The sequence below is a fragment of the Streptomyces acidicola genome (assembly GCF_009377235.1).
In the GTDB taxonomy this organism is placed as follows: Bacteria; Actinomycetota; Actinomycetes; order Streptomycetales; family Streptomycetaceae; genus Streptomyces; species Streptomyces acidicola.
The window spans coordinates 1-12,487 of sequence record NZ_VMNX01000264.1; the positions used below are offsets into that span (position 1 = coordinate 1).

Annotated in this window: 11 protein-coding genes; 6 read left to right on the forward strand and 5 right to left on the reverse strand. The window is 69.6% G+C overall.

All coding sequences use genetic code 11. From position 1 onward, the window contains the following. A partial coding sequence (locus tag FPZ41_RS39575) for a helix-turn-helix domain-containing protein (RefSeq protein WP_152868809.1) occupies window positions 1–699 on the forward strand: 699 nt, incomplete at its 5' end. Between the two features lie 50 nt (window positions 700–749). Here the strand turns inward: FPZ41_RS39575 and FPZ41_RS39580 are convergent. After that, on the reverse strand, window positions 750–1,775 hold the full coding sequence (locus tag FPZ41_RS39580) for an ATP-dependent 6-phosphofructokinase (RefSeq protein ID WP_152868811.1): 1,026 nt from the start codon (window positions 1,773–1,775) through the stop codon (window positions 750–752). Between the two features lie 382 nt (window positions 1,776–2,157). On the opposite strand from FPZ41_RS39580, the gene pta reads away from it, so the two are divergent. The 4 genes from pta to pyk all read left to right on the forward strand — a co-directional run bounded on the left by pta (window position 2,158) and on the right by pyk (window position 7,134). Further along, window positions 2,158–4,248, forward strand: coding sequence for a phosphate acetyltransferase (pta, locus tag FPZ41_RS39585; protein ID WP_322621321.1), 2,091 nt, complete (start codon window positions 2,158–2,160; stop codon window positions 4,246–4,248). Beyond that, window positions 4,245–4,370 (forward strand): hypothetical protein, encoded by a 126-nt coding sequence (locus tag FPZ41_RS49680; protein WP_265584282.1) that lies wholly within the window; start codon window positions 4,245–4,247, stop codon window positions 4,368–4,370. Before pta ends, FPZ41_RS49680 begins: the two co-directional genes overlap by 4 nt. Then, window positions 4,367–5,575: an acetate kinase gene (locus FPZ41_RS39590; RefSeq protein WP_322621322.1), complete on the forward strand. Its 1,209-nt coding sequence runs from the start codon at window positions 4,367–4,369 to the stop codon at window positions 5,573–5,575. The genes FPZ41_RS49680 and FPZ41_RS39590 overlap by 4 nt, the downstream gene beginning before the upstream one ends. Before the next feature lie 128 nt (window positions 5,576–5,703). After that, window positions 5,704–7,134, forward strand: a complete 1,431-nt coding sequence (gene pyk, locus FPZ41_RS39595) for a pyruvate kinase (protein WP_131570154.1) — start codon at window positions 5,704–5,706, stop codon at window positions 7,132–7,134. Between the two features lie 117 nt (window positions 7,135–7,251). Here the strand turns inward: pyk and FPZ41_RS39600 are convergent, their stop codons facing one another. The 4 genes from FPZ41_RS39600 to FPZ41_RS39615 all read right to left on the reverse strand — a co-directional run bounded on the left by FPZ41_RS39600 (window position 7,252) and on the right by FPZ41_RS39615 (window position 11,582). Next, entirely contained in the window at window positions 7,252–8,661 is a 1,410-nt protein-coding gene (locus tag FPZ41_RS39600) for a hypothetical protein (RefSeq protein ID WP_322621323.1), read from the reverse strand. After that, window positions 8,651–9,199 carry a DUF6114 domain-containing protein gene (locus FPZ41_RS39605; protein WP_152868813.1) on the reverse strand — a complete coding sequence of 183 codons (549 nt, stop codon included), beginning with the start codon at window positions 9,197–9,199 and terminating at the stop codon, window positions 8,651–8,653. Before FPZ41_RS39605 ends, FPZ41_RS39600 begins: the two co-directional genes overlap by 11 nt. A gap of 152 nt (window positions 9,200–9,351) precedes the next feature. Then, on the reverse strand, window positions 9,352–9,984 hold the full coding sequence (locus FPZ41_RS39610; protein ID WP_152868815.1) for a DUF6230 family protein: 633 nt from the start codon (window positions 9,982–9,984) through the stop codon (window positions 9,352–9,354). Window positions 9,985–10,607: 623 nt separating this feature from the next. Next, window positions 10,608–11,582, reverse strand: a complete 975-nt coding sequence (locus tag FPZ41_RS39615; RefSeq protein WP_152868817.1) for a tetratricopeptide repeat protein — start codon at window positions 11,580–11,582, stop codon at window positions 10,608–10,610. A gap of 239 nt (window positions 11,583–11,821) precedes the next feature. On the opposite strand from FPZ41_RS39615, the gene FPZ41_RS39620 reads away from it, so the two are divergent. Further along, the gene (locus FPZ41_RS39620) at window positions 11,822–12,457 is read left to right on the forward strand and encodes a TetR/AcrR family transcriptional regulator (RefSeq protein ID WP_152868819.1); all 636 of its coding nucleotides are present in this window, start codon (window positions 11,822–11,824) and stop codon (window positions 12,455–12,457) included. The last annotated feature ends 30 nt before the right edge of the window (window positions 12,458–12,487 follow it).

The window sequence follows — 12,487 nt, forward strand, 5'->3', positions numbered from 1 at the left end:
CCCCCCACTCCGCCCTTCGACTCCCCGGCCGCCCGCAGACTTCGTGCCGGGCTCGGCATGGAGCCCGAGCACGTGGCGTACGGGATGCGTTCCTCGTTCGGACTCCCCCACGTCACCCCGGACATGGTCATCGACTGGGAACGCGGCACGGCCGCTCCCACCGGCGCCGAACTCACCGCTCTCGCGGGCATGTTGTGGTGCTCCGTGGACGACCTCGCGGGCAGGCCCCGGACGTTGCGCGAGTACCGCGTCGCCCGTGGTGTCTCCGCCGAGACCGTCGCCCACGTCGTCGGCATCGAACTCCCCACCTACCTGCGCATGGAGGAGACCGGGCAGTGGCGTGGCAACGAGCGCCAGTCCGACGCCCTCACCGAACTGCTCGACCTCTCGCTGGCGGACTTCGTCACCGTCTCGGGGAGGGACTGGAAGCTGGCCGAGCTGCTCCAGGGCGCCGTCACCACGCGCTGGCAGGGCTACGTGCGCCCGGCGGCCAAGCTGCTACCCCTCGACCGGCGGCTCGTCGAGGATGTGCTCCGGGAACTGCACAGCGCGTACCGGAGCACGATAACGGCCGGTCTCACCTGGACCAACGGCACGGCCTGGACCGACGCCGACGACGCCGGCCGTGACTTCCTGAACCACGTCGTCGATCGCTTCTGGTCGACGGTGTCGACGGTGGAGAGCACCGGCCCCTACTGAGCGGAAGCCCAGGGCCGCGGTAGGGCGGGGACCAGCCCTGGAACACCGACTCAGAACACCGACTCCGCCTCGTCCATACGGTCCTTCGGGACCGTCTTCAGCTCGGTGACGGCCTCCGCGAGCGGCACCATCACGATGTCGGTGCCGCGCAGCGCGGTCATCCTGCCGAACTCGCCCCGGTGCGCGGCCTCCACCGCGTGCCAGCCGAAGCGGGTCGCGAGGACGCGGTCGTACGCGGTCGGCGTGCCGCCGCGCTGGACGTGGCCGAGAATGACCGGCTTGGCCTCCTTGCCGAGGCGCCGCTCCAGCTCGTACGCGAGGGCCGTGCCGATGCCCTGGAAGCGCTCGTGGCCGAACTGGTCGATCTCGCCCTTGCCGTAGTCCATGGTGCCCTCGGCGGGGTGCGCGCCCTCGGCGACGCAGACGACCGCGAACTTCTTCCCGCGGGCGAAGCGCTCCTCGACCATCTTGACCAGGTCGGCCGGGTCGAACGGCCGCTCCGGCAGACAGATCCCGTGCGCGCCCGCGGCCATCCCGGACTCCAGGGCGATCCAGCCCGCGTGCCGGCCCATGACCTCGACGACCATCACCCGCTGGTGGGACTCGGCCGTGGTCTTGAGCCGGTCCATCGCCTCCGTCGCCACCCCGACCGCCGTGTCGAAGCCGAAGGTGCGGTCCGTGGAGGAGATGTCGTTGTCGATCGTCTTGGGGACGCCGACCACGGGCAGACCGGCGTCGCTCAGCATCCGAGCCGCCGTCAGCGTGCCCTCGCCGCCGATCGGGATCAGGGCGTCGATGCCGAACTCGTGGATCATGTCGGAGGCGTTCTCGCAGGCCTCGCGCAGGCGGTCGCGCTCCAGGCGGGAGGAGCCGAGGATGGTGCCGCCGCGGGCGAGGATGCCGCCGACCGCGTTCAGGTCGAGGCTGCGGTAGCGGCCGTCGAGGAGGCCGGCGTAACCGTCCTCGAAGCCGATGACCTCGTCGCCGTAGTGGTCCACCGCTCTGTGCACGACCGACCGGATCACTGCGTTCAGACCCGGGCAGTCGCCGCCTGCGGTGAGAACTCCGATGCGCATCGTGCTGTGTCTCCTGCTCGGTGCCGGTACATGCGTACATACGCACGCGCTGCTGCTGCGTGGGGGTAGGTACTAGTGGGTCCATCCGATTGTTCCACGGCCCGCGGGGCACTGCTGACAGCGTTCCTCCCCCTTGTCCGGTCCCCTTCGTCCGCTCCCCTTCGTCCGCTTCGTCCGCCCGGTACGCACCATCGCCCCCACCTGCACCCGGGCGGGCGCCTTATCCAGCCACGGGGGTATTGTCAAGAGGGTTCTGCCCGCCACCGGCGGCTGATTTTCGCGTGCTGCCGACGTTGCGAAATACCCCGGAAGACCCCGGAAGACCTCAGAAGGCCCCGGGAGAACCCCGGAAGCCCCCCGAAGACCGAACGGAGAATGACGCGTGACGCGCAGCGTGTACGTGACCGGGATCGATCGCGGCGACGGCCGCCAGGTCGTGGAACTGGGAGTCATGGAGCTCCTGACGCGCCAGGTCGACCGGGTGGGGGTGTTCCGTCCCCTCGTCCACCACGCTCCCGACCGGCTCTTCGAGCTGCTGCGCTCCCGCTACCGCCTGACGCAGGATCCGGCCACCGTGTACGGCCTCGACTACCACGAGGCGTCCACTCTGCAGGCCGAGCAGGGCACGGACGAGCTGGTGTCCACGCTCGTCGGCCGCTTCCACCAGGTGGCGCGCGACTACGACGTCGTCCTCGTCCTCGGCACCGACTTCGCCGACACCCAGTTCCCGGACGAGCTGGCCCTGAACGCGCGGCTCGCGAACGAGTTCGGGGCCTCGGTGATCCCGGTGGTCGGTGCGCGGGGGCAGAACGCGGAGTCCGTGCTGGCCGAGACGCGGAACGCGCACCGGGCGTACGAGGGGCTCGGCTGCGACGTCGTGGCCATGGTCACCAACCGGGTGGCCGTGGACGACCGCGTGGACATCCAGGTGGGGCTCGCCTCGCGCCTCGACGTGCCGGCGTACGTCCTGCCGGACGAGCCCGCGCTCGCCGCGCCGACCGTCGCGCAGATCACCCACGCGCTGGGCGGCAAGGTGCTCCTCGGCGACGACTCGGGGCTCGCCCGCGACGCGCTGAACTTCGTGTTCGGCGGCGCCATGCTGCCGACCTTCCTGAACGCCCTCACGCCCGGCTGTCTGGTGGTCACCCCGGGCGACCGCGCGGACCTGGTCGTCGGCGCGCTGGCCGCCCACAGTGCGGGCACCCCGCCGATAGCCGGTGTGCTGCTCACCCTGAACGAGCGGCCCAGCGACGACATCCTCACCCTCGCCGCCCGCCTCGCGCCCGGCACCCCGGTGGTCGCGGTGGAGCCCGGCTCCTTCGAGACCGCGTCCGCACTGTTCGGGATGGAGGGCAGGTTGAGTGCGGCCACGCCCCGCAAGGCGGAGACCGCGCTCGGTCTGTTCGAGCGGCACGTCGACACCTCCGAGCTGGCCGGGCGGGTGTCCGCGCCGAGCAGCGACCGGGTCACGCCCATGATGTTCGAGCACAAGCTGCTGGAGCGGGCCCGCTCCGACAAGCGGCGCGTCGTACTGCCCGAGGGCACCGAGGAGCGTGTGCTGCACGCGGCCGAGGTGCTGCTGCGCCGGGGAGTGTGCGAGCTGACGCTGCTCGGCCCTGGCGACCAGATCCGTAAGAAGGCCGCCGATCTGGGCATCGACCTCGGTGGCGCGCAGATCGTCGACCCGGGGACCTCCGAGCTGCGGGAGTCCTTCGCCGAGAGTTACGCCCTGCTGCGCGCCCACAAGGGGGTCACGGTCGAGCTGGCGTACGACATCGTCTCGGACGTCAACTACTTCGGCACCCTCATGGTCGAGGAGGGCCTCGCCGACGGCATGGTCTCCGGGTCGGTGCACTCCACGGCCGCGACGATCCGCCCCGCCTTCGAGATCATCAAGACCGCGCCGGACGCGTCGATCGTCTCGTCCGTCTTCTTCATGTGCCTGGCCGACAAGGTGCTGGTGTACGGGGACTGCGCGGTCAACCCGGACCCGAACGCCGAGCAGCTCGCCGACATCGCCATCCAGTCGGCCGCCACCGCCGAGCAGTTCGGGGTCGAGCCGCGGATCGCGATGCTGTCGTACTCGACGGGCACCTCCGGCTCCGGCGCCGACGTCGACAAGGTGCGGCGGGCCACGGAGCTCGTGCGCTCCCAGCGGCCCGACCTGAGGATCGAGGGCCCCATCCAGTACGACGCGGCCGTGGAGCCGACCGTCGCGGCCACCAAGCTGCCGGACTCCGAGGTCGCCGGCCAGGCCAGCGTGCTGGTGTTCCCGGACCTCAACACCGGCAACAACACCTACAAGGCCGTCCAGCGCTCCGCCGGCGCCATCGCCGTCGGCCCCGTCCTCCAGGGCCTGCGCAAACCCGTCAACGACCTGTCCCGGGGCGCCCTCGTCCAGGACATCGTCAACACCGTCGCCATCACGGCGATCCAGGCCCAGGCCCCCATCCAGAAGGCAACGGCCCAGTGAGCCCCGCGCGCACCCCGGTCCTCGACACCGGCGACGACACCTACCCGGCCGTCCGGCGCTCCGCCGGCGCCGTCACAGCCGTCCAGGCCCAGACCCCCACCGAAAAGGCAACCACCCAGTGAGCCCCACCCGCGTCCTCGTCCTCAACTCCGGCTCCTCCTCGGTGAAGTACCAGCTGCTCGACATGCGCGACAACAGCCGGCTGGCCGTCGGGCTCGTCGAGCGCATCGGTGAGGAGACCTCCCGGCTCAAGCACACACCGCTCCACGGCGGCGGCGCGACCCGTGAGTCGACCGGCCCGATCCCCGACCACGAGGCCGCCCTGAAGGCGGTGTCGGCGGAGCTCGCCAAGGACGGGCTGGGCCTCGACTCGTCCGAGCTGGCCGCGATCGGGCACCGGGTGGTGCACGGCGGGAAGTCCTTCACCGAGCCGACGGTGATCGACGAGGCCGTGCTCGCGGAGATCGAGCGGCTGATACCGGTGGCGCCGCTGCACAACCCGGCCAATCTGACGGGCATACGGACGGCACGGGCACTGCGGCCCGACCTGCCGCAGGTCGCCGTCTTCGACACCGCGTTCCACACGACGATGCCGGAGTCGGCGGCCCGCTACGCGATCGACGTGCGGACCGCGGACGAGTACCGCATCCGCCGGTACGGCTTCCACGGCACCTCGCACGCGTTCGTCTCCCGCGCCACCGCCGAACTGCTCGGCAGGGCGCCCGAGGACGTGAACGTGATCGTGCTGCACCTCGGCAACGGGGCGTCGGCGTCGGCGGTCGAGAAGGGCCGGTGCGTGGACACCTCCATGGGGCTGACGCCCCTGGAGGGACTCGTGATGGGGACGCGGTCCGGTGACCTGGACCCGGCCGTCATCTTCCATTTGGCGCGGGTTGGCGGGCTGTCCACGGACGAGATCGACACTCTTCTCAACAAGAGGAGCGGTCTGATCGGTCTGTGCGGCGACAACGACATGCGCGAGATCCGCCGTCGTGTCGACGAGGGAGACCAACAGGCCCAACTGGCCTTCGACATCTACATCCATCGGCTGAAGAAATACATCGGCGCCTACTACGCGGTTCTCGGCCGGGTGGACGCGGTGGCCTTCACGGCCGGGGTCGGCGAGAACGCCGCACCGGTGCGCGAGGCGGCGATCGCGGGCCTTCAGGAGCTGGGCCTCGCGGTCGACGCCGAGCTCAACGCCGTACGGAGCGACGAGCCGCGCCTCATCTCGCCCGCGGGCGCGCGGGTGGCGGTCGCCGTGGTTCCCACCGACGAGGAGCTGGAGATCGCCGCACAGACCTACGCACTGGTCGCACGGAACTGAGACGGAAGTGAGACCGTGAGTGGGCGGGCCGGCGAGTGAGCCTCGCCACACCTGAGCGCATACCTGCCCATTTGTATCTTCCGCCAGACGGAATATTCCGTAGCGAAACAAACCGATAGGATCGTCCCATGCGCCGTTCGAAAATCGTCTGCACTCTCGGCCCTGCGGTCGACTCCCACGAAAAGCTCGTCGCCCTGATCGACGCGGGCATGAACGTGGCCCGCTTCAACTTCAGCCACGGCTCGCACGAAGAGCACGAGGCGCGGTACGTCCGCGTCCGCGCCGCCGCCGCGGAGACCGGCCGCGCGATCGGCGTCCTCGCCGACCTTCAGGGCCCGAAGATCCGTCTGGAGACCTTCGCGGAGGGCCCCGTCGAGCTGGTGCGCGGTGACGAGTTCACCATCACCACCGAGGACGTGCCGGGCGACAAGCACATCTGCGGGACGACCTACAAGGGCCTGCCGGGCGATGTCACCAAGGGCGACCAGGTCCTCATCAACGACGGCAACGTGGAGCTGCGGGTCGTCGAGGTCGACGGTTCGCGGGTGAAGACGGTCGTCATCGAGGGCGGCGTGATCTCGGACCACAAGGGCATCAACCTGCCGGGCGCGGCCGTGAACGTGCCGGCCCTGTCCGACAAGGACATCGAGGACCTGCGGTTCGCGCTCCGGATGGGCTGCGACATGGTGGCGCTGTCGTTCGTGCGCGACGCGGGCGACATCCAGGACGTCCACAAGGTGATGGACGAGGTGGGCCGCCGCGTCCCCGTCATCGCCAAGGTGGAGAAGCCGCAGGCCGTCGAGAACATGGAGGAGGTCGTGATGGCCTTCGACGGCGTCATGGTCGCGCGTGGCGACCTGGCCGTCGAGTACCCGCTGGAGCGGGTCCCCATGGTGCAGAAGCGCCTCATCGAGCTGTGCCGCCGCAACGCCAAGCCGGTGATCGTGGCGACCCAGATGATGGAGTCGATGATCACCAACTCCCGCCCCACGCGCGCCGAGGCGTCCGACGTCGCCAACGCGATCCTGGACGGCGCCGACGCGGTGATGCTGTCCGCCGAGTCGAGTGTGGGTGCCTTCCCGGTCGAGACCGTGAAGACGATGTCGAAGATCGTCACCGCGGCCGAGGAGGAACTGCTCTCCAAGGGCCTGCAGCCGCTGGTGCCGGGCAAGAAGCCGCGTACGCAGGGCGGTTCGGTGGCCCGTGCCGCGTGCGAGATCGCCGACTTCCTCGGCGGCAAGGGCCTGGTGGCGTTCACCAAGTCCGGTGACACGGCCCGCCGGCTGTCCCGCTACCGCGCGGCCCAGCCGATCACCGCCTTCACCACGGACGAGTCGACCCGTAACCAGCTGGCGCTCAGCTGGGGCGTGGACTCGCACGTCGTGCCGTTCGTGAACAGCACCGACGAAATGGTCGACATGGTCGACCAGGAGATGATGCGGATCAACAAGTTCCACCAGGGCGACATCGTGATCATCACGGCGGGCTCGCCCCCCGGCGTCCCCGGCACCACCAACATGGTCCGGGTGCACCACCTGGGCGGCGGCGACCGCGACTGACGCCCGTACGGGCGCCCCAGGGGCCCGTAACGGCGTGGTACGAGACCGAGGGCGCCCCCTGCTCTGCAGGGGGCGCCCTCGGTGTGTGCGGCTCCCGAACGGGTCCTTGTGGGCTTCTCAGTCGGTGATGTACTGGTGCATCCGGGGGATGGTCAGCGTCCCGCCGAACTGGGCGGCCTGAACGACCGTCACGTCGGTGAAGTAGATCAACGGGATGTTCAGCGGCGGCGGGTGCTCCGGGTCGAACGTGATCGGGATCAGACCGAGCAGGTTGCCGGAGATGCTCTCGGTGTACATGACCGTCTGGCCCTCGCGGATGGTGGACGTGGTGCCCTTGCCCGCCTGCACGTGGTAAGTCTTGCCGGCCTGCTTGTCCTTGACGAGCTGGTGGAGGTCACCGATGTCGGTGCCGTCGGAGATCACGTACTTCAGGACCTCCTTGACGCTGCCGTTGGCCGTCTTCACCTTGACGATGCCCTGGTAGTCGGCGCCCTTGAGCAGCAGCGAGCTGGCCTCCAGGTACCAGGGGTCGTCGGCGAGCAGCGGAATGCCGGGCTCGACGCCGCCCTCCTCGTCCGTGGCGGCCGGGCAGTCCTCCGGGTCCGTGGTGGCGCTCGCGGAGGGGCTGGGGGTCGCGGATTCTTCGTCGGCCGCCTCCTCCTTCGCGTCCTTCTCCGCCTTCTCCTCGGTGTCCTCGGTGTCCTCGGTGTCCTTGGACGCCGCGTCGGTCACGTCCTTGACCGTGTCCTCGACGGTGTCCTTGGCGTCCTCGGCGGCGCCGGCGACCTTGTCCGTGGTGTCCTTGACCGCGCCGGCGGCGTCCTCGGCAGCCGAGGCGGACGGGGACGGCTTCGCCGCGGCGTCCGCGGACTGCTTCTCGTCCGGCGTGAAGGCGTCCTTGATGGCGCCGCCGATGGCGTCGAGTACGTTGCCGCCGCCCTCGGACGGCGAGGGGGACGTCGTGGACGTGTCCCGGTCCGAGGACCCGGCCGGCGCGCTCGTGGACGGGGACGGCGCGGGCTCGGCCTTGTCACCGGAACCTGAGTCCGACGAAGAGTCCCCACCCGAAGTCCCGCTGTCCGAGGAGTCCTCGCCCGAGGAGCTCTGTTCGTCCTTGCCGCCCTCGTCGTCCTTGCCGCTCTCGTCGTCCTGGCCGTCCTTGTCGTCCGACGCGGAGTCGGTCGTCGAGGCGGAGGGCGAGGGCGTGGCCGACGCCTCCTTGTCCTTCTCGGCGGCCTCCAGTGCGTCGACGCAGTCCTTGTAGTCGTCGGCCTGGTCCGCCAGGCTCTTCGCCACGGGCTCGTCGTCGATCCTGGTGGCGGCCGGCTTGTCGTCGGCCCGGGCGAGCGTCGACGTGAACCCCATTCCCATGAGGACCGCCGTCGGCATCGCCGCCATGGCTATCGCCTTGCCCGCCGGGACCTGGATCCGGGTGAGAAGGGGCTTCTTGGGCGCCGCGTGCCGCGGTCCGGATCTCGCGCGGGACTCTCCCACCGCAGCCCCGCGAGTCTCCTCGTCAGCCGGCACTGTGCCTCCCGTTGGTCCCGTTCGTCGGGGTGGTACCTGACAGATCGTCGAACTCGCCGCCCGCCCCGTTGGTGGCTCCCGCTGCCGCCGGCTCCGGGGCGTCGGCGTCGTCCTTCCGGGTGACCGCGTCCGGCTGCTCCGCCTTGCCGGGCGCCCAGGACACGGCCATCGCACCGCCGACCATGGCGAGCAGGAAGCCGATCACGAAGCCACCGAGGTTGGAGACCGGGATGGACACCAGCGCCAGGAGGATCGCCGCGACGCCCGCGAAGGTCTGTACGTGCCGCTGGAACCAGAGACTGACCCCGAGGACCATCAGCAGCACGCCGATGATGAGGGAACCCGCGCCGCCCGTCGTGGCCATGGCGAGGGTGAGGTGACCGATCTGGAGGTCCGCGTACGGGAAGTACATGATCGGGAAGCCACTGAGCAGGACGAACAGCCCCGCCCAGAATGGACGTGTGCCTCGCCAGGTGCGGAATCGCCGCCGAAAGACGCGGAGATAGTGCTCGTTCTGCCCCGTTGACTCGGCGCTCATGGACAACAGCTCCCTGGAACGGCGTTGCTGTGATTCACGTACGCGAAGCGCGGGGACGCGGTTCACGCACAGAGATGTTCACGTACTTGGGAAGGGACGGGCTGGACGGGCGGGCGAAGAAGCCGAGACCCCCTCACCCGCCCGGTGAGCGCCTAGTAGCACTCGTTGACGCCCTTGTGCAGCGACATCTTCAAGTTGCTGAGCTTGAAGGTTCCGGCAGTGGTCGCCCACGCCGTCTGCTTGACGTCGGTCAGCGTCGCCACGTCGGACTGCTGCCCGAAACCGAACGGGTTGGCCTGCTCACCCTTGGCCATGCCCGGACCCTTGGAGGCGTCCTTGGCCGCGACACCGATGTCGATGTTCTTGAACGTGGCATCGGCGCTGAGTTCCTCGACATCGATGTACAGGTTCTCGGCTTCGACCTTCGTGCCACCCGTACCGGCTGTCAGCTTGAGGCTGACGGTGCCGACGAGCGGAATGTCCGGGGTGACCACGGACTGGCACATGTTGCTGATCGTGGCGTTCCTGAACGCCGAGACCGCCACCGGGCGGGCCACCTTCTCACCCTTGAGGGTGTAGCCCTGGTCGATGGCCCCGTACTGAGAGAAGCCCGTACCGTCGAGCCGGTCCGCCGTCACCTTGAACGACTGGCCCGACACACTGAACGACGCGGCGAGAGCGCCCTGGGCGAGGGCGACACCTATTGCTGCTGTCGCGGCGACGCTGGGCACCATGACCACAGCGAACCGCTTCCATCTGGTCCCGCCACGCACCTGGGACTCCATATTTCCTCCTTCTCGGACGTACATCTCCTGGTCCTGGCTCGCCCCTTGACGGCGGCTCAGCCGGGCAGGGATGGGAGAAGTGCTACGTCCTCGGGAAGGAGAGCGCCTGCACTCGGAGGCACGAACCGCGCCCGAATCACCGGCGATCACCCCCGAGCGACAACCACTGGTCGCGCCTGACACACATCACGCACAACCTGCCGGACAGGCTCTGCCGGCTGGGCAGAGACCCCCCTGTCCGAGAGCCGGCCCACTGCCGCCGGCTCTACTCGGTGGGGACCCAGAAAACCCGTTGACCCGACTGGCAGGCGGGGTAACGAGAATGGACCGAGCGTCGCCGATCGTGGTGCATTCTCGCCGCCCTCGCAAGGGGGTTCATTACTCGCTAGTAACGAACGGATAACCGATGTGCGACCCATCGACATCGAGCGGCAACTCAGGGTCGCCGCAGGCGAGTCGACAGACCAGCGGATCCACGGACAGAATCCGACAGATCGACGACCATGACCTACTCCGAGTAACAGCGGCCGCGATTACCAAGTTTTGGCAAAGCGCGGCCGCGGTGTCGCTCTGTCGGCAATTCTTTCACCTGGGCATCACAAGCCCCGGTGTTTAGGGACTGGTCAGAACAACGCGCGCGCCAACGCCCGCCGCGCCGCCGTCACCCGCGGATCCTCGGCGCCCACCACCTCGAACAACTCCAGCAGTCTCAGCCGTGCGGCGTCCCGGTCGTCCCCCGCCGTGCGCTGCACCGTGTCGATGAGCCGCCCGAACGCGTCCTCGACATGCCCGCCCACCAGATCCAGGTCGGCGGCGGCGATCTGGGCCGGTACATCAAGGGGGTTCTCGGCGGCGGTCTTGCGCACCTGCTGCGGGTCGGCGTCCTGCACCCGCTGGAGCAACTCGGCCTGGGCGAGGCCCAGTTTGGCCTCCGTGTTCCCCGGGTCGTCGCTCAGTACGTTCTTGTACGCCTGGACCGCGCCGCCCAGGTCGCCCGCGTCCAGGGCCTGTACGGCGGCTTCGAGCAGATGGTCGTACGGTCCGGCCGGGACCTGCGGGGCCGGCTCGGCGCTCCCCGGCTGGGCATCCGGATCCACCGTCAGACCCGTCAGCCCGAAGCGCTGCTCGGCGACCTGCACCAGCTGGTCCAGGGTGCCGCGGATCTGGGCCTCCGGGGCGGCGCCCTGGAAGAGAGGCAGAGCCTGTCCCGCCACCACGGCGAAGACAGCCGGGATCCCCTGCACCCCGAACTGCTGCATCAGCATCTGGTTCGCGTCGACGTCGATCTTGGCGAGGACGAACCGTCCGTTGTACTCGACGGCGAGCCGTTCGAGCACCGGGCTCAGCTGCTTGCAGGGCTGGCACCACTCGGCCCAGAAGTCGATGACGACGGGCACCTCGGTGGACCGCTGAAGGACATCGTTCTCGAATCCGGCCTCGTCGACATCGATGACGAGGTCAGCGGGGGAAACGGCCCCTCCCCCGCCCTGCCGGGCGGCTTGGGCGCGCGCCTGCTCCGCTTTCGACTTGGCCTCTTGGGCCGCCTTCACCGCGGCGAGGTCGACGACTCCGCTCATGGACATGTTCCGTGGCTGCATGAGTACATCCTCCCCCCTCCGCGCGCCCGTGTGAAAAGCGCTGTGAAAGCCTGTCCCGTCGCGTGGCGTTCGGCGCCTGGTCCCCACCCGGCGCCACCGTGGTTGTCGCTCGCCCTGCCGCTTTCGATACGAGCCGTAGCGTAACTGTCCTGGAGGTCTCCACGGCACACCCATCGGTGATCTCCCCCACTGCCTCACAGGAAACACACGTCCCGGAAAGAGCCGGATATGGTCGATGGATGCAGAGCCGCTCCTCCGCCTCACGCGCCACGGGCCGCCCGCGCAGCGCCGCCGCGGACGCGGCGATCCTGGAGGCGACCCGTGCGGCCCTGGTGGAGCTGGGCTGGTCCAAGCTGACGCTCGGCGACGTGGCGACCCGGGCGGGTGTCGCCAAGACGACCCTCTACCGCCGCTGGGCGGGCAAGAACGAACTGGTCGTGGACGCGGTGGCCGAGCTCTTCGACGAGCTGGAACTCCCGGACAGCGGCAGCCTGGCCGCCGACATCGAGGGCGTGGTCCTGCAGTTCGCGGCGATCCTGGACCGCCCGGAGGCGAAGAGCGGCCTGATGGCCGTGGTCGCCGAGTCCACCCACGACGGGGCGCTGCGCGCACGGATCCGCGCCTCGATCGTCGACCGTCAGAAGCGGCTGGTCCTGGAGGGCCGCGCGCACGCGCAGGCGCGGGGCGAGCTTCCTCCCGAGGAGGATCCCGGAACGGCCGCCCGCGCCGTGGACCTGATCTTCGACGTGGTCGCCGGCGCCGTGCTGCACCGGACCCTGGTCAGCGCCGAACCGGTGACCGAGGACTGGGCCTGCAGACTCGCCCAGATACTCCTACAGGGCCTACCGGAAACGACGCCCCCACCGCCCGGGTGAGACCCGGCTTCCTGTCTCTTATACACAACT

Bases quoted from the DNA above. Each gene is read 5' to 3' on its own strand.
- FPZ41_RS39620 (WP_152868819.1), top strand. From the start codon at position 11,822: ATGCAGAGCCGCTCCTCCGCCTCACGCGCCACGGGCCGCCCGCGCAGC.
- FPZ41_RS39610 (WP_152868815.1), bottom strand. From the start codon at position 9,984: ATGGAGTCCCAGGTGCGTGGCGGGACCAGATGGAAGCGGTTCGCTGTG.
- FPZ41_RS39615 (WP_152868817.1), bottom strand. From the start codon at position 11,582: ATGCAGCCACGGAACATGTCCATGAGCGGAGTCGTCGACCTCGCCGCG.
- FPZ41_RS39605 (WP_152868813.1), bottom strand. From the start codon at position 9,199: ATGAGCGCCGAGTCAACGGGGCAGAACGAGCACTATCTCCGCGTCTTT.
- pyk (WP_131570154.1), top strand. From the start codon at position 5,704: ATGCGCCGTTCGAAAATCGTCTGCACTCTCGGCCCTGCGGTCGACTCC.
- FPZ41_RS39580 (WP_152868811.1), bottom strand. From the start codon at position 1,775: ATGCGCATCGGAGTTCTCACCGCAGGCGGCGACTGCCCGGGTCTGAAC.